The organism is Caulobacter sp. GW821-FHT11A05 (genome assembly GCF_058809015.1).
In genome coordinates this window covers 48,648-63,687 of record NZ_JBXASF010000015.1, presented here as the reverse complement: position 1 = coordinate 63,687, position 15,040 = coordinate 48,648, and the positions used below count along the sequence as shown (strand labels likewise).

General features: G+C 69.6%; 13 protein-coding genes. 8 read left to right on the top strand and 5 right to left on the bottom strand.

Translation table 11 applies throughout. The annotated features are described in order from the left end of the window. Window positions 1–265: 265 nt before the first annotated feature. Window positions 266–3,184 (top strand): SEL1-like repeat protein, encoded by a 2,919-nt coding sequence (locus AC1RSK_RS19200; RefSeq protein WP_492909268.1) that lies wholly within the window; start codon window positions 266–268, stop codon window positions 3,182–3,184. Between the two features lie 654 nt (window positions 3,185–3,838). On the opposite strand, the gene AC1RSK_RS19195 is transcribed toward AC1RSK_RS19200, so the two are convergent. From AC1RSK_RS19195 to AC1RSK_RS19185, 3 genes are all read right to left on the bottom strand, one after another. Beyond that, on the bottom strand, window positions 3,839–4,000 hold the full coding sequence (locus tag AC1RSK_RS19195) for a hypothetical protein (protein WP_492909267.1): 162 nt from the start codon (window positions 3,998–4,000) through the stop codon (window positions 3,839–3,841). A gap of 167 nt (window positions 4,001–4,167) precedes the next feature. After that, on the bottom strand, window positions 4,168–4,833 hold the full coding sequence (pdeM, locus tag AC1RSK_RS19190; RefSeq protein ID WP_492909346.1) for a ligase-associated DNA damage response endonuclease PdeM: 666 nt from the start codon (window positions 4,831–4,833) through the stop codon (window positions 4,168–4,170). A 56-nt stretch (window positions 4,834–4,889) separates the two neighbouring features. Then, window positions 4,890–7,502, bottom strand: a complete 2,613-nt coding sequence (locus tag AC1RSK_RS19185; protein WP_492909265.1) for a ligase-associated DNA damage response DEXH box helicase — start codon at window positions 7,500–7,502, stop codon at window positions 4,890–4,892. A 79-nt stretch (window positions 7,503–7,581) separates the two neighbouring features. Here AC1RSK_RS19185 and AC1RSK_RS19180 point away from each other — a divergent pair, with 79 nt between their 5' ends. Both AC1RSK_RS19180 and AC1RSK_RS19175 read left to right on the top strand, forming a co-directional pair. After that, window positions 7,582–7,923 (top strand): DUF4180 domain-containing protein, encoded by a 342-nt coding sequence (locus AC1RSK_RS19180; RefSeq protein WP_492909263.1) that lies wholly within the window; start codon window positions 7,582–7,584, stop codon window positions 7,921–7,923. A gap of 77 nt (window positions 7,924–8,000) precedes the next feature. Beyond that, window positions 8,001–10,811 (top strand): ATP-dependent DNA helicase, encoded by a 2,811-nt coding sequence (locus AC1RSK_RS19175; protein ID WP_492909262.1) that lies wholly within the window; start codon window positions 8,001–8,003, stop codon window positions 10,809–10,811. Here AC1RSK_RS19175 and AC1RSK_RS19170 read toward each other — a convergent pair. Continuing rightward, on the bottom strand, window positions 10,808–11,170 hold the full coding sequence (locus AC1RSK_RS19170; protein ID WP_492909260.1) for a hypothetical protein: 363 nt from the start codon (window positions 11,168–11,170) through the stop codon (window positions 10,808–10,810). The two genes, AC1RSK_RS19175 and AC1RSK_RS19170, sit on opposite strands and share 4 nt — an antisense overlap. A gap of 30 nt (window positions 11,171–11,200) precedes the next feature. Between AC1RSK_RS19170 and AC1RSK_RS19165 the strand changes: the two genes are divergently transcribed. The 5 genes from AC1RSK_RS19165 to AC1RSK_RS19145 all read left to right on the top strand — a co-directional run bounded on the left by AC1RSK_RS19165 (window position 11,201) and on the right by AC1RSK_RS19145 (window position 13,685). Further along, window positions 11,201–11,866 (top strand): O-methyltransferase, encoded by a 666-nt coding sequence (locus tag AC1RSK_RS19165; protein WP_492909258.1) that lies wholly within the window; start codon window positions 11,201–11,203, stop codon window positions 11,864–11,866. A gap of 107 nt (window positions 11,867–11,973) precedes the next feature. Beyond that, entirely contained in the window at window positions 11,974–12,252 is a 279-nt protein-coding gene (locus AC1RSK_RS19160) for a helix-turn-helix domain-containing protein (RefSeq protein WP_492909256.1), read from the top strand. A gap of 190 nt (window positions 12,253–12,442) precedes the next feature. Further along, window positions 12,443–12,772: an ArsR/SmtB family transcription factor gene (locus AC1RSK_RS19155; protein ID WP_492909254.1), complete on the top strand. Its 330-nt coding sequence runs from the start codon at window positions 12,443–12,445 to the stop codon at window positions 12,770–12,772. After that, the gene (locus AC1RSK_RS19150; RefSeq protein WP_492909252.1) at window positions 12,769–13,194 is read left to right on the top strand and encodes an SRPBCC family protein; all 426 of its coding nucleotides are present in this window, start codon (window positions 12,769–12,771) and stop codon (window positions 13,192–13,194) included. Before AC1RSK_RS19155 ends, AC1RSK_RS19150 begins: the two co-directional genes overlap by 4 nt. Window positions 13,195–13,205: 11 nt before the next feature. Continuing rightward, window positions 13,206–13,685, top strand: a complete 480-nt coding sequence (locus tag AC1RSK_RS19145) for an SRPBCC family protein (protein ID WP_492909250.1) — start codon at window positions 13,206–13,208, stop codon at window positions 13,683–13,685. A gap of 39 nt (window positions 13,686–13,724) precedes the next feature. On the opposite strand, the gene AC1RSK_RS19140 is transcribed toward AC1RSK_RS19145, so the two are convergent. Continuing rightward, window positions 13,725–14,942, bottom strand: coding sequence for an RtcB family protein (locus AC1RSK_RS19140; RefSeq protein WP_492909248.1), 1,218 nt, complete (start codon window positions 14,940–14,942; stop codon window positions 13,725–13,727). Window positions 14,943–15,040: the final 98 nt, after the last annotated feature.

Genomic DNA, 15,040 nt, shown 5'->3' with positions numbered 1-15,040 from the left:
CGGCATGGAGCCCAGATGGAACCCTCCGGCCGCGGACGCAAGAGGCCCGCGATGTTTCAGCGCGGGGCGGGGTTTGAAGGCCACAGCACTGGGTTTGGAAAGGTCTTGTTAACCATGGTGAGCGCGAAGTTCGCCCCGAAACGGGTGGTGCGTCCATCCGTCCACAGGTTATCGGGGGCAACGCAAGATATAGCGTTAACCTCGCGTTTACACACAAGGGCTCGCTGGCTAGCGTCCGAAGCCAAGTGCCGGGAGAACGATTCGAATGACGGCGGGGGCGCCCTGGAGCGTTAAGGGTATCGACCCCAAGGCGAGGGAGATCGCAAAGGATCTCGCGCGCCGCTCCGGCATGACGCTCGGCGAATGGCTGAATCACATGATCGTCGAGGGCGAGGCGCCCGAGGGCGAGCCTGAGATCGCCGATCCCTCCGTCATCCCCCATCCGCGCCCGGACGCCCCGGCCCGACTTGAGGCCGTGCACCACCCGGCCGACGAGGTCGGCAAGGTGACCGAGGCGATCGAGCGGCTGACCAGCCGCATCGAGGCGGCCGAGCAGCGCTCGACCCTGGCCATCACCGGCATCGACCAGTCGGTGCGCGGGGCGCTCAGCCGCCTGGAAGGGGCGGAGCGCGAACAGATCTCGGTCGCCGCCCGCTTCGAGGGCGCGGTCGACGAGATCCGCACCGAACAGGCCCGCGCCGTCGAGCGCCTGCGCCGTATCGAGGCAGAGTCCACCGGGCCGCGTTCGGCCGAAGCCCTGCGGGCCCTGGAGGGCTCGGTCGGCAAGGTGGCCAGCGCTGTCTACGACACCGAGGCCCGCAGCCGCGAGGCCATCGCCGCCCTGGAAGCCAAGGTCGCCGCCCTCGAATCCGGCGGCCAGGCCCCTGACGCCGCCGCCCTGGCCGACGAGGTGGCCGCCCGGGTGCTGGGCCGGCTGGAAGCGGCCGAGACCCAGACCAACGAGGCCATCCGCGACCTCGGCTACAGCTTCGTCAAGCTGGACGGCCGCCTGCGCAAGATGGAGGGGGCCGACAACACCGCCGCCCTGCAGACCCTGTCGCACAGCCTCAATTCGCGGCTGGAGCAGGTGCGCCAGGAGATGGCCGAGAGCCTGCGCCGCGCCTCCGACGGCGGTTTCGGCCGCGTCGAGCAGAAGCTTTCCGAGATGACCGCCCACGTCCATGCCGCCGAGCAGCGCTCGGCCGCGGCGATCGAGCGGATGGGCCGGGAGATGGTCAACATGGCCGACAACCTCAGCCGCCGGGTGCAGACGGTCGAGGGCCGCAGCGCCCAGGCGGTCGAACACGTCGGCGGCGAAGTTTCGAGGATCGCTGGGTTGGTCGAGCAACGGCTGGCCCACACGGACGGCAGTTCGGCCCAGGCGCTGGAACGCCTCGGCGTCGAGATCGCCCGCATCACCGAGCGGCTGAGCGAGCGCATCGCCAACAGTGAGCGCCGCAGCGCCCAGGCCATCGACGACGTTGGCGAACAGGTCGCCCGGGTCACCGAGCGGATCAGCCAGCGTCAGGAGCGGGTCTCCACCGACCTGGCCGAACGCATCCGCCAGAGCGAGGAGCGCACCGCCCGGCTGCTGGAGGAGGCGCGCGAGAAGATCGACGCCTCGATGACCAGCGCCACGCGCCGGATCGCCGACAGCGTCGCCGCCGCTCCTGCGCCGGCTCCGGCCCAGCCGGTGCGCCGCAACGAGCCGGCCGGCATGGACCCGTTCGCGCCCGATCCCTTCCCGACCCGCGGCCAGGCCATCCCCGAGGACGCCTTCGCGCCCCGCACCTTTGAATCGCCGAGCTTCGGCGGTTTCTCGCCGGGTCCCGCCGAGCCCGGCTTCGACGACGACTTCCCGGTCCGCGAAACCGGCCCCGCTGCCTTCTCGGACGCCGACTTCGACGCCGCCGACGCGTTCGTCGCGCTGGACGACCAGAATGAAGGCCTCGAATTCGAGACCACGCCGGCCCCGGTGTTCGACGCCGACCCCGGCCGACCGCTGAGCACCCGCGAAGTCATCGAGCAGGCCCGCGCCGCCGCCCGCAACGCCGTCGGGGCGACCTCCGAGCCGCGCGCCGCCAAGCCCACCCGCAAGGGTCTGTTCGGGGGCCGCGCCAAGGCTCCCAAAAAACAGGCCAGCTCGACCCTGATGACCACCATGGCCATCACCGGCGTCCTGGCCTTCGGCGGTGCGGCCGCCACCGGCTATGTGATCCTCAACGGCGGTGGCGATGGAACCATGGGCGAGCGCATCGCCCGGGGTCTGCAGATCAAGCAGGCGGACAGTCAGGAAATCCTGACCGCCGAGGCCGACACCACCCCGGCGCTGACCGTCGGACCGAGGGTCGCCCTGGCTGTCGCGCCTGACCTCGCCGACGCCACCGTGACGCCGCCGGCCGCGACGCCGACGGCCACGCCGCCGGCCGGTGCGCCGGTAACGGCCGCGGCGCTGTTCGGCGACGCCGTGCGCCGGGTCGAGGCCCGCCAGCCAGGCGGTCTCAACGACCTGCGCAAGTCGGCCAACCAGGGCTATGCCCCGGCCCAGTTCTACCTCGCCAAGCTCTATGAGAACGGCGAGGGCGGGGTGGCCAAGGACGCGGCCGAAGCCCGCCGCTGGACGGAACGGGCCGCCGAGGGCGGCGACCGCAAGGCCATGCACAACCTCGGCCTCTACTACTTCGAGGGCACGGGCGGGGCGAAGAACCGGACCACCGCCGCCCAGTGGTTCCGCCGGGCCGCCGACCTGGGCCTGACCGACAGCCAGTACAACCTCGGCAAGCTCTACGAGGAAGGCCTCGGCGTCGCCCAGAACGGGGCCGAAGCCTACAAGTGGTTCCTGATCGCCGGCCGGGCCGGCGACTCCGAAGCCAAGTCCAGCGCCGAACGCATCAAGGGCGAGCTGTCGCCCCAGGCCCGCACCGGCGCCGAGCGCGCCGCCGTAGGCTACCGCGCCGCCGCGCCCAACCCCTCGGCCAAACTGGCCGCCGCCCCGGCCGTCAGTTCCGCGGCTCAAGCCCAACGGGCCCTGTCGCGGCTCGGCTACTACCAGGGCCCGCAGGACGGCCGGGCCTCGCCCGCCCTGGAAGGCGCGCTCAAGGCCTACCAGAAGGACAAGGGCCTGCCGGTCACCGGCCAGATGGACGCCCAGAGCTCCGCCAGCCTGGCGATCTACGCGCAGTAGCTCCATCGGCGCCTTCGAGACCGCCTATCGAAGCGGTCAACGATTATACCAAGGTCCGGGGCGGGGAAGAGGATGCTTTGCGGCAAGCCTCTGATGTTTCGTGACTTTTTGGTAGCGGCCAGGGCTGTGAAGGTTGGCGCCGGCGTTGACACGGCGTGGGCGCCGGCGCGGGAAATGTTGATGTCCCGGTGAGTGGGCCCGTCTACGCGCCGAGGAGGAGAAGGAACACATTGAATCGCCGCAAGCCCTTGGCGCAGGCCCCGAGGGTCGGCGCTGGCGGCGATTCAATGTGTCCGCCGTGCCTGAAGATGAATATGTCTAGACATATTCGGCGACTATTTACCCTGCAAACCGAAGGCCCGGAGCACTGCTGGGGTTGAAGTGTCCGGGCGGGCCGCCCATCGCCCATCGTGCCAGTAGTGGCGGCCTTTTCGCGGCCCTTTGAGCCAGTACTCCCACGTACCTACACACCGCGACCCGCCTTCGTCACCACAATGGACGTCCGTGATGATCACGGCCGGAAGACCCTTCATGTGCTGCAGGCTGCCATAGCGTCGAGCCTTGCTCTTCGCATGGTCGTCATCGAAGGCGAATGCCTCCACGTCCATCGTCTCATACTCGGTGAAGCAGGTGATCTGATATCGCCGTAACGTCTCACTCACGTCGGGTGCTCACCAATGGGCGGCGCGGCGCCTTGGCCGCGGTCTTCGCCGTCTCTCCAAAGCGGGCTTTGTTCTCGTCGCACTCTAGCTCGCCGGTCAGGTCGGCGAACTTGTCAGCTTGAGTTTTGCTGCCGAAGGTATCGTGTTTGGTCATGTGATCAGCCGCGTCCTTTTAAGTGGCGCTTGCGGTGTCGGTCACGGGGCTTGCCGGGCATCCTCTTCAAAATGCCGGTCTCAGCAAGACTGTCGAGGACTCCTTTGGCGGTTCGCCATTCGGCAGTGAGAAGCAGGCTAGCTTCAATGACATCCCCGCGACCCTCCTCAATCGCCGCCGAGCATCGCCCAGCTCAGCGGGTGCGCCTTGTCCTTGCCCAGCGCCACGGCCAGCGGCGAGGCGCTGAACATCCCCGCATAGGCCTTGTCGCGAATGTTGAGACCGCCGGCATAGGCTCCGAAGGCCGGCAGGATGACCCGCTCGCCGTCGGTGGCGAAGCAGCGGCGGCGGACGGCGCGGCCCCGGCCGACCAGGCGGGCGCAGGGGTGCAGGTGGCCGGCGACCTCGCCGGGCTGGTGGCCCTGCTGCGGCTCGTGGCGGAGAATGAGGGTTCCGACGGCGATCTCGTCGGCGAGGTCGCCGGGCAGGGCGCGGGGGCCGTCCTCGTCGTGGTTGCCGACCGCCCAGACCAGCGTCCGGCCGAGGGCGAGGGCGGCGATGCGTTCGGCGACGAGCGGGGCGAGGCGGTTCTCGGCGTCGCCGTCATGGAAGCTGTCGCCGAGGAAGACCAGGGTGGCCGGCGCGGTGGCGACGACCTCGGCTTCCAGGCGGGTCAGGGTCTCGACGGTGTCGTAGGGCGGCAGCAGCTGGCCGCGTGACGCGTAGGCGCTGCCCTTTTCGAAGTGCAGGTCGGCGACGATGAGCATGCGTTCGGCCGGCAGCCAGAGTGCGCCGCTGGGGCGCATGACCACCGGGTGGCCGTGGATGGCCATGGCGACGCCGCCGCAAGGACTGCTGGCGAAGGCGCGCTCGCGCAGGGCCTGGGCGTTCACGACAGAGCCTCGGCGATCAGGTCCTCGGCCGCCTCGGCCAGGATCATGTCGGCCGTGTCGCCGCCGACCCGCTCCTTGCCGATCTCCAGCAGGATGGGCACGGCGAAGGGCGAGAGGTGGTCGAGGCGGGAATGCAGGATCTGGCCCTTGATGCGCGCCAGCATCTGGCCGACGCGGGCGACGTCGATCATTCCGCTGGCGGCGTCGGCGCGGGCGCAGCGCAGCATCAGGTGGTCGGGTTGATGGCGGCGCAGCACGTCGTAGATCAGGTCGGTCGAAAAGGTCACCTGGCGTCCGGACTTCTCCGACCCCGGCATGCGCCGTTCGATGAGGCCCGAGATGAGGGCGCAGCCCTTGAAGGCCCGCTTCATCATGAAGCTCTCGTCCAGCCAGGCCTCGAGGTCGTCTCCGAGCATGTCCTGATCGAACAGTGAGTCGAAATCGAGGTCATCCATGGGTTTGAGCGACCAGACGGCCATGGCGTAGTCGTTGACCACAAAGCCCAGCGGGCCGACCCGCAGCCGGTCCAGCCGCTTGGTCAGCAGCATGGCCAGGGTGGTGTGGGCCAGGCGTCCCTCGAACGGATAGACCACGAGAAAGTGGCGTTTGCCGCGCGGGAAGGTCTCCAGCAGCATCTGCTGCGGCGTCGGGATCAGTGACTTGTCCTGCTGCACGGTCAGCCATTCGCAGACGTCGGTCGGCAACGCCTTCCAGCTGTCGGGGTCGCTCATCATCCGCCGCACCTTGGCGGCCAGGAAGGTGGAGATGGCGAACTTGCTGCCGCCCCAGCTGGGCAGTTTGGGATTGTCGTTGGGGGCGGGCGTGACCAGGGCGTCGGTCGAGGTGATGCCCTGCAACCGCCAGACGCCGCCGGCGAAGATGAAGGTGTCGCCGGGCTCCAGCATCTCCAGGTAGCCCTCCTCGACCTCGCCGATCTTGCGGCCGACCGTGCCGCGCCGGCCGGCCAGGCGGATGTTGAGCACGGCGGGGGAGACGATGGCCCCGACGTTCATCCGGTGGCGCTGGGCGGTCTGGGCGTTGCGCACCCGCCAGAGGCCGTCCTGGCCCTGCACGATGCGGCGGAAGCGGTCGTAGGTGCGTAGGGCGTAGCCGCCGGTGGAGACGAATTCGACGACCTGTTCGAAGTCTTCCCAGGACAGGTCGCGATAGGGGCCGGCGGTGCGGACCTCGTCGTAGAAGGCCAGCAGGTCGAAGGGCTCGGAGACGGCGCAGCCCATGACATGCTGCGCCAGCACATCGAGGGCGCCGATGCGGGGCGGCTCGGGGTCGAAGGCGCTCTCGGCGATGGCCTCGCGGGCCGCCTGGCATTCGAGGACCTCGAAGCGGTTGGCGGGGACGAAGATGGCTTTCGACGGCTCGTCCAGCCGGTGGTTGGCGCGGCCGATGCGCTGGACCATCCGCGAGGCGCCTTTCGGCGCGGCCAGCTGGATGACCAGGTCGACGTCGCCCCAGTCGATGCCCAGATCGAGGGTCGAGGTGCAGACCACGGCCCGCAGGTCGCCCCGCGCCATGGCCGCCTCGACCTTGCGGCGCTGTTCGGCGGCCAGGCTGCCGTGGTGCAGGGCGATGGCCAGGCTGTCGTCGTTGAGCTTCCACAGTTCCTGGAAGGCGAACTCGGCCTGGAAGCGGGTGTTGACGAAGATCAGCGAGGTGCGGTGGCGCTTGATGACCTCATAGACGTCGGCCATGGCGTGTTGCGCCGTGTGACCGGCCCAGGGCACGCGGCCCTCGGAGATCAGCACCTCGACCTGGGGCAGGGGGCCGGGCGGGCCGCAGACGAGGCGGACCGCCTGGGCGGGATCTGTTCCTCCCCCATCGGGGGAGGGGGACCGCGCCGCAGGCGTGGTGGAGGGGGTCACCACCGGCGGCTCAGCTTCGATCAGGCGTACCCGCTGGCCTGAGGAGCGGACCCCCTCCGTCAGCGGCTGCGCCGCTGCCACCTCCCCCGATGGGGGAGGAGCTGGAGACAGCCACCGCCGGATCATGTCCGGATCGTCGACCGTCGCCGACAGACCGACCCGCCGCATGCTCGGCGCGAACTGCTGCAGGCGGGCGATGTCGAGGGCCAGCAGGTCGCCGCGCTTCTGGGGCCAGAGGCTGTGAATCTCGTCGATGATGACGCAGCGCAGGTCTTCGAAATAGCGCCGCGCGCCTTCCCAGGCGCAGAACAGGGCCAGCTGTTCGGGGGTGGTCAGCAGGATGTCCGGCGGCTTGATCCGCTGGCGTTGCTTGCGGGCCTCGCCGGTGTCTCCGGTGCGGGACTCGGCTGTAATGGTCAGGCCCATCTGGGCGATGGGCGTCATCAGGTTGCGCTCGACATCGACCGCCAGGGCCTTGAGCGGCGAGATGTAGAGGGTGTGGACGCCGCGCGGGGTGTTGGGCGGCGGACGCTGGCTGAGTTCGATCAGGCTGGGCAGGAAGCCGGCCAGGGTCTTGCCGCCGCCGGTCGGGGCGATGAGCAGGGCGTGGGCGCCGTCCTCGCCGGCCTGGACCATGTCGAGCTGATGGGTGCGCGGCGCCCAGCCCCGGCCGGCGAACCAGGCTTCGAAGCGGTCGGGGAGGAGCGCGGGAAGCGCGGCGGCGGTCATCCCGGCCGATATAGCATGTTCCCGTTCTGTTTCGAGAGGGCCGTGGCGTGATACAATGCCGCCAACAGGGAGGGCGCGAATGGACCTGCGGACGATCGACGGAGAGGCGGTGTTGCTGGTCGCGGCCGAGGGGCCGCCGCTGGGCAGCGAGCGGGACGCCACCGACCTGATCGGCGACGCCCTGTCGGCCGGGGCCGGCGTGGTGGCCATCCCGATCGCGCGGCTGGACCCGGCCTTCCTCGATCTCTCCAGCCGCATGGCCGGGCTGATGATCCAGAAGTTCACAAACTACCGGATCGAAGTCATCTTCGTCGGCGACATCTCCGCCGCCTTGGCCCGCAGCGGGGCGCTGCGAGCCTTCGTCATCGAGTCCAATCGCGGGCGCGGGGTGCGGTTCGTCGCCAGCCCGGACGACCTTTAGCCGATCAAGCCGCGACAAGGCGGCCTCTTCCGCTTGTTCCCCTTTCGTTTCGGGCCGGATCGGACTAGGGAAATGGGGTGAACGCCGTCTCCTCCAGCCTCAACCTTGCGCCGGCCCTGATCGTGCTGCCGGGGCCGCGATGCGCCGTGGCCGATGGCAGCGAGGCGCGGGAGCTTAGGCCGCCGGCGGCGCGGGAGCTGGCCGAGGCCGGGCCGGTGCTGGTGGTGCATGCGGGGATGACCGCCAAGCGGCTGGGGCTGAACACGCCGCCGCGGGCGCGCGGGGTGTTCGACGCCCTGGAGCTGTTCGCCTTCGTCAAGCCGGCCAGGTTCGCGGCGCCCTCGGCGGTGGGTCTGTCGCAGGCGCTGGGGCTGCCGGAACCGAAGGGGGCGGTGGAGCAGGCCGCCACCCTGCGCCAGGCCTGCGAGGTGATGCTGCGCGAGCTGGAGACGGCGCCCTGGCCATCGCGCGAGGAGGCGCTGAACCTGGCCGAGACCATGGACCGGGCCGGCTGGGCCTGGGGGCCGGCGGTGATCAATGCGCTGCGCAGCCGTACGGTCGGCGAGGCTGGGCGGCGCGGATCGGGGCTGGATGTCTGGGCGCGGGTTTCCGAATGGGAGGACCAGGCGCCGCCGGGCGAGCCCGGCTCGCGGCCGGTGACGGCGCAGGCAGCCGAGGAGCGGCTGACCCTGCTGCTGCAACGCTCGGGGCTGGACGAGGCGCGGCCGATGCAGGCGGTGTTCGCCGCCGAGACCGCCTACGCCTTCTCGCCGCGCGACAAGGAGGGCGAGCCGCGCATGGTGCTGGCTGAGGCGGGGACGGGGGTCGGCAAGACCCTGGGCTACCTGGCCCCGGCCTCGCTGTGGGCCGAGGAGAACGGGCCGGCGGTGTGGATCAGCACCTACACCCGCGCCCTGCAGCGGCAGATCGAGCGCGAGAGCGCCTCCATCTTCCCGGACCCGGCCGTGCGGGCCCGCAAGGCGGTGGTGCGCAAGGGGCGGGAGAACTACCTCTGCCTGCTGAACTTCCAGGAGCAGGTGCAGACCGCTCAGCTCGGCAACGGCGACCTCATCGGCATGGGTCTGGCGGCGCGATGGGTGCGGGCGACGCGGGACGGCGACATGACCGGCGGCGACTTCCCGGCCTGGCTGCCCAGCCTGTTCGCGATTCCCCCGTCGGCCCAGGCCAGCCCCGCCAACCTGGTCGATCGGCGCGGCGAGTGCGTGCACGCCGCCTGTGGCCACTACCGCGCCTGCTATGTCGAGAAGGCCATCCGGGCCAGCCGCCGGGCCGACCTGGTGATCGCCAACCATGCGCTGGTGCTGACCCAGGCGGCCTTCGACGGGGCGCGGCGGGCGCGGGGCAGCAAGGCCGATGTCGAGACGGCGCAGCTGAAGCGCATCGTCTTCGACGAGGGCCACCATCTGTTCGACGCCGCCGACAGCGCCTTTTCGGCGGCGCTGAGCGGGGCCGAGGCGGCGGAGTTGCGGCGCTGGATCCGCGGGCCGGAGTCGCGCGGGCGGCGGGGCAGGGGGCTGGAGCACCGGCTGCTCGACGTGCTGGGCGACCGGGAGGACGCGCAGCGGGCGCTGCAGGACGTCACCCGGGCGGCCTCGATCCTGCCGGGCGAGGGGTGGTCGGGGCGGATCGCGCCGCCGAACGGCGAGATCAATCCGATCGGGCCGGTGGAGAACTTCCTGGCCGCCGTGCTGGAACAGCTGCGGGCCCGCAACAGCGAGCGCAACGCCGGGGCCCTGGACATCGGCATGGAGTGCCAGGCCCGGCCGGCCATCGACCGGGTGCGGGAGACGGCGGCCGACGCCGCCTCGGCTCTGGCGTCGGTGGAGGCGCCGCTGCTGGCGCTGGCGCGGCATCTGGAAGACCTGCTTGACGACGAGGCCGACGAACTGGGCCCCAGCGAGCGGGCGCGGATCGAGGGGGCCTTGCGCGGCCTGGACCGGCGCGCGCGGATGACCCTGCCGGCCTGGCGCTCGATGTTGAAGGCCATCGAGGAGGACGCCGAGGACGATCCCGACTTTGTCGACTGGTTCGACGCGACCTTTCTGTATGGCCGGGTGGTCGACGCCTCCAGCCGCCGCCACTGGGTCGATCCGACCGAGCCGCTGACGGCCGCCGTGCTGGCCCCGGCCCACGGGGTGCTGGTGACCAGCGCCACCCTGACCGATCCGTCGTCGGATGATCCCTTCGCCCTGGCCGAGATGCGCACCGGTGGGGCGCGGCTGCCCGAGCGGCCCAAGACCATCCGCCTGGCCTCGCCCTTCGACTACGCCAACCAGGCGCGGGCCTTCGTGGTGACGGATGTGGCCAAGGACGATGCGCGGCAGGTGGCGGCGGCGATGCGCGAGCTGTTCCTGGCGGCCGGCGGCGGCGGGGTGGGGCTGTTCACCGCCATCCGGCGCCTGCGGGCCGTGCATGAGAAGATCGCCGCGCCGCTGGCCGACAAGGGGCTGGCCCTCTACGCCCAGCATGTCGATCCGATCGAGGTCGGCGGGCTGGTCGATATCTTCCGGGCCGAAGAGGACAGTTGCCTCCTGGGCACCGACGCGGTGCGAGACGGCGTGGACGTGCCGGGCCGGTCCTTGCGGCTGCTGGTTTTCGACCGCGCGCCGTGGCCGAGGCCCGACATCCTGCACAAGGCCAGGCGGGCGCGGTTCGGCGGCAAGGGCTATGACGACGCGGTGGCGCGGAACCGGATCGCGCAGGCCTTCGGGCGTCTGATCCGGCGGGCCGACGACAAGGGGGTGTTCGTCATGCTCGACCCGGCCTCGCCGACGCGGCTGTTCGCCGGGTTGCCGGAAGGGGTGGATATCCAGAGGGTGGGGCTGGTCGAGGCCATCGAGGCGACGGCGGAGTTTTTGAAGACCTAGAACGCCCTTCGGAAGCCGCCGTGCGACAGGGCGGATTCTCCCAGGGGCGTCGCCCGGGCTTTGGTCATCCGGCTTCGGCTTCCCGGGCGATCACGATAGAGTTCGATGTAGCCTCTTTCGGCGAGCCAGATCACGTCGGGATCGTCGGAGCGCGGCGTTGCATCGGCGTTCAGAGGCAGATGATCGGGACTGGCCGCGCAGCCGAGGAGATGCAGCCGCTTTTTGGCGGCGGGCAGGCGCTCATAGTCCCAGCCGCGGGGACGCGGGAAGGTGGGCGTGAGTGGGGCGGGACGGCGTTGCACCCAGCCAGAATAGATGTCGCGTCGGCGGCGACAAGAGGCGGCTCCGTGCAGCTTCACGAGCGGGCGGCGAAGTCTTACCCTGCGCGGATGACCCAACCCCTCTGGACCGCCGTCGACGCCTATTTCAACGACAGCCTGGGGGCCAACGACGCCGCGCTCGACCATGCCCTGGCCAACAGCCGGGCGGAGGGGTTGCCGCCGATCGCCGTGGCGCCCAACCAGGGCAAGCTCTTGAACCTGCTGGCCCGGTCGATCGGGGCCAAGGCCATCCTCGAGGTCGGGACGCTGGGCGGATACAGCACCATCTGGCTGGCGCGGGCGCTCGGCGAGCGGGGTCGGTTGGTCACCCTGGAGCTGGACGCCCACCATGCGGCGGTGGCGCGGGCCAACCTGGCGTTTGCCGGGCTGGGCGAGATCGCCGAGGTGCGGCAGGGGCCGGCGCTGGAACTGCTGCCGGTGCTGGAGGCCGAGAGCGGGCCGCCCTTCGACCTGGTGTTCATCGACGCCGACAAGCCGTCCAATGCGGACTATTTTGGATGGGCCCTGAAGATGACCCGGCCGGGCGGACTGATCATCGTCGACAACGTCGTGCGCGGCGGGGCGGTGATCGACGAGAACGGCGACGCGGCCGTGCAAGGCGTGCGGCGGCTGGCGCAGCTGATCGCCGCCGAGCCTCGGGTGGACGCCACGGCGCTGCAGACCGTCGGCGACAAGGGCTACGACGGCCTCATCATTGCCTTCGTGAAACCCTGACTGTCCGTCTGAGGACGAAGCGCCAAGTCTTTGACTTAAAACGGTCGTCTTGCGGCGATGTTGGCCGTCTAGGTGTCCCTGCGTCGGGGGCAAGACGGAGTGAAACGATGCATATGGCGCCCATCCATCCCGACCTGCCGATCGATGAGTCGGCCCGCCCGGAAGGAAGCTTCTGCGCCCGCGCCATGGTGCAGCGGGTGCGATGGGGCACGGGCCTGACCCAGGACGCCTTCGCGCGGACCTTCCGGCTGGACGCCGACGCCCTGTGCGAGATCGAGGCCGGCAGGACGCTGCCGGACGCGGCGCTGCTGGCCTATCTGCAGGTCATCGAATGGCGGCCGGAGGCGGTGCTGGACGCGCTGGATCAGGGCAACAGGCCCATTTGAACCCACCCCCGCCTTCCGATCATCCCGACGAAAGTCGGGACCCAGTGTCCACCGGCGGAACAGGCGCTGGCGCTCTTCAGAGCTGAACCCACAAGCAGTTTGCCAGCTGGGTCCCGACTTTCGTCGGGATGATCGGAGGTTTTTGGGCTCGCTTGACAGGCAACCATTTGGTTGCATAATATGATCCTCGATGGAGACGGACGCGGTCTTTCGCGCGCTGGCTGACCCCAGCAGGCGCGCTCTTCTGGACCGGCTGTTCGCGCGCAACGGACAGACGCTGATGGAGCTGTGCGACGGCCTGGCGATGAGCCGCCAGGCGGTGAGCAAGCACCTCGGCATTCTTGAGGAAGCAAGCCTGGTGGCCGCCGTGAAGCGGGGCCGGGAGAAGCTGCACTACCTCAACCCGGTGCCCATCGCGGAGATCGCCGACCGCTGGATCGGCAAGTTCGAGCGGGCCCAGGTCAAAGACCTGGTGGCGTTCAAACACCAACTCGAGAGCCCAGAAGGGGACACCGAATGAGCGACCCGGCCTTTGTCTATGTGATCTACATCCGCACCACGCCGCAGAAGCTGTGGGACGCCCTGACCGACCCGGACATGCGGCCGAAGTTCTGGTTCGGCCGGCGGTCGGAAAGCGACTGGAAGACCGGCTCGAAGCATGTGCTGACCGCGCCGGACGGAAGCATCGACTTCCAGGGCGTGGTGCTGGAGAGCGATCCGCCCCGCAAGCTGAGCTACAGCTTCGAAACCGCCTCGCCGACGACCAACGTCACCTATCTGCTGGAGCCGGTCGAGGACAGCGTGCGTTTGACCGTCACCCACGACGGCTTCCCGGACGACAGCACCCAGCGCAAGGGCGTCAGCAACGGCTGGCCGGCGATCCTGTCGGCGCTGAAGAGCCTGCTCGAAACCGGCGAGCCGACGCCGCAGGTCATGCCCTAGGAGCAACAACGATGTCCAAAGACCCGGTGGCGAAGGCGGAAACGATGATCCGCGCGCCGGTGGCGAAGGTCTTCGAGGCCTTCGCCGATCCGGCGGTGACGACGAAGTTCTGGTTTGATCGGTCGAGCGGCGTTCTGGAGGCCGGCAAGACGGTTCACTGGGAATGGCGGATGTACGGCCACGCCGACGACATCCACGTCCGCGCTATCGAAGCGGACAGGTCCATTATCTACGATTGGGGCGGGCAAGGGAATTTATCGCGGGTGGAGATGACCTTCACCGCCCTCGATGACGGCCAGACCTTTGTAGAGGTCACCAACGGCGGCTTCCACGGCGATGCCGAGTCCGTGGTCGCCCAGGCCCTGGACAGCAACGGCGGCTTCACCACCGTGCTGTGCGCGGCCAAGGTCTGGCTGGAGCACGGGATCAACGCCCGGCTGATTGAGGACAAGTTCCCGCAGGCCCTGAAGGCCGACTGGAAGGGGCGTTGAAACGAGAAATGCCGCCGGGGTTTCCCCCGACGGCGCTCTTCAGCCCTTCACACAGACCACCTGCCTAAGCGTGTGGACGATGCCGACCAGGTCGGCCTGGGCTGCCATGACCGCGTCGATGTCCTTGTAGGCCATCGGCGTTTCGTCGATCACCTCGGCGTCCTTACGGCACTCGACGCCGGCGGTGGCCGCCACATGGTCTTCGACGGTGAACCGCCGCTTGGCCTCGGCCCGGCTCATCGCCCGGCCGGCGCCGTGCGAGCAGGTGCAGAAGCTGTCGCGGTTGCCCTTCCCCCGCACGATGAACGATTTGGCGCCCATCGAGCCCGGGATGATCCCCAGCTCACCCTCCTTCGCCGACACCGCGCCCTTGCGGGTGATGAAGACGTCCTTGCCGAAGTGGTGCTCCTTGGTGACGTAGTTGTGGTGGCAGTTGACCGCCTCCTGCGTCACTTCCAGATCCGGGAACAGGCCCCGCAGCACCCCCAGCACCTGCTCCATCATCGTTTCCCGGTTGGCCCGGGCGTACTTCTGGGCCCAGCTGACGGCCCGGATGTAGTCGATGAAGCCCTCCGACCCTTCCGGGAAGTAGGCCAGGTCCTGGTCCGGCAGGTTGATGAACCACCGCCGCATGTCGTGCTTGGCCCGCTCGATGAAGTAGGAACCGAACTTGTTTCCCACCCCCCGCGAGCCGGAGTGGAGCATCACCCACACGTCGCCCGCCTCATCGAGGCAGAGCTCGATGAAGTGGTTGCCGGTGCCCAGCGTCCCCAGGTGGCCAAAGCCCCGCGGGTGCGCGGCCTTCGGGTGCTTGTCGACGACGGCGTTGTAGCCGGCCTCGAGCTCGCCCCACCGGGCCTTGGCCGCTTCCGGCGGATCGACCTGCCAGGACCCGACGTCGTTGCGCCCGCCGTTGTCGGTCCGGCCGTGCGGAACGGCCGCCTCGATCAGGCTGCGGATCTCGAACAGGTTGTCCGGCAGGTGCTCGGCCCGGATGCTGGTCCGCGCCGCCATCATGCCGCAGCCGATGTCGACCCCCACCGCCGCCGGGATGATCGCCCCGATGGTCGGGATCACCGAACCGACGGTCGCGCCCTTGCCCCAGTGGACGTCGGGCATCACCGCCATGTGGTGATGGATGAACGGCAGGCTGGCGACGTTGCGCAGCTGCTTCATCGCCGCATCCTCGATCGGCACGCCCTTGGTCCAGGCCTTGATGTGGACCCCATCGCTTTCAAACGCTTCGAAGCCGCTCATCGGGCTTCTCCCTTTCTCTTTCCCATCCCCTCCCGGCATCGCGGACTGGAAAGAGGAACCCCCAAAACGAAGGAACCCCTCCAGGCCGGGCCGGGAGG

What these genes read in the sequence shown, in the direction of transcription:
- AC1RSK_RS19200 (WP_492909268.1), top strand. Translation starts at nt 266, where the DNA reads ATGACGGCGGGGGCGCCCTGGAGCGTTAAGGGTATCGACCCCAAGGCG.
- AC1RSK_RS19195 (WP_492909267.1), bottom strand. Translation starts at nt 4,000, where the DNA reads ATGACCAAACACGATACCTTCGGCAGCAAAACTCAAGCTGACAAGTTC.
- pdeM (WP_492909346.1), bottom strand. Translation starts at nt 4,833, where the DNA reads ATGGCCATCCACGGCCACCCGGTGGTCATGCGCCCCAGCGGCGCACTC.
- AC1RSK_RS19185 (WP_492909265.1), bottom strand. Translation starts at nt 7,502, where the DNA reads ATGACCGCCGCCGCGCTTCCCGCGCTCCTCCCCGACCGCTTCGAAGCC.
- AC1RSK_RS19180 (WP_492909263.1), top strand. Translation starts at nt 7,582, where the DNA reads ATGGACCTGCGGACGATCGACGGAGAGGCGGTGTTGCTGGTCGCGGCC.
- AC1RSK_RS19165 (WP_492909258.1), top strand. Translation starts at nt 11,201, where the DNA reads ATGACCCAACCCCTCTGGACCGCCGTCGACGCCTATTTCAACGACAGC.
- AC1RSK_RS19160 (WP_492909256.1), top strand. Translation starts at nt 11,974, where the DNA reads ATGCATATGGCGCCCATCCATCCCGACCTGCCGATCGATGAGTCGGCC.
- AC1RSK_RS19155 (WP_492909254.1), top strand. Translation starts at nt 12,443, where the DNA reads ATGGAGACGGACGCGGTCTTTCGCGCGCTGGCTGACCCCAGCAGGCGC.
- AC1RSK_RS19150 (WP_492909252.1), top strand. Translation starts at nt 12,769, where the DNA reads ATGAGCGACCCGGCCTTTGTCTATGTGATCTACATCCGCACCACGCCG.
- AC1RSK_RS19145 (WP_492909250.1), top strand. Translation starts at nt 13,206, where the DNA reads ATGTCCAAAGACCCGGTGGCGAAGGCGGAAACGATGATCCGCGCGCCG.
- AC1RSK_RS19140 (WP_492909248.1), bottom strand. Translation starts at nt 14,942, where the DNA reads ATGAGCGGCTTCGAAGCGTTTGAAAGCGATGGGGTCCACATCAAGGCC.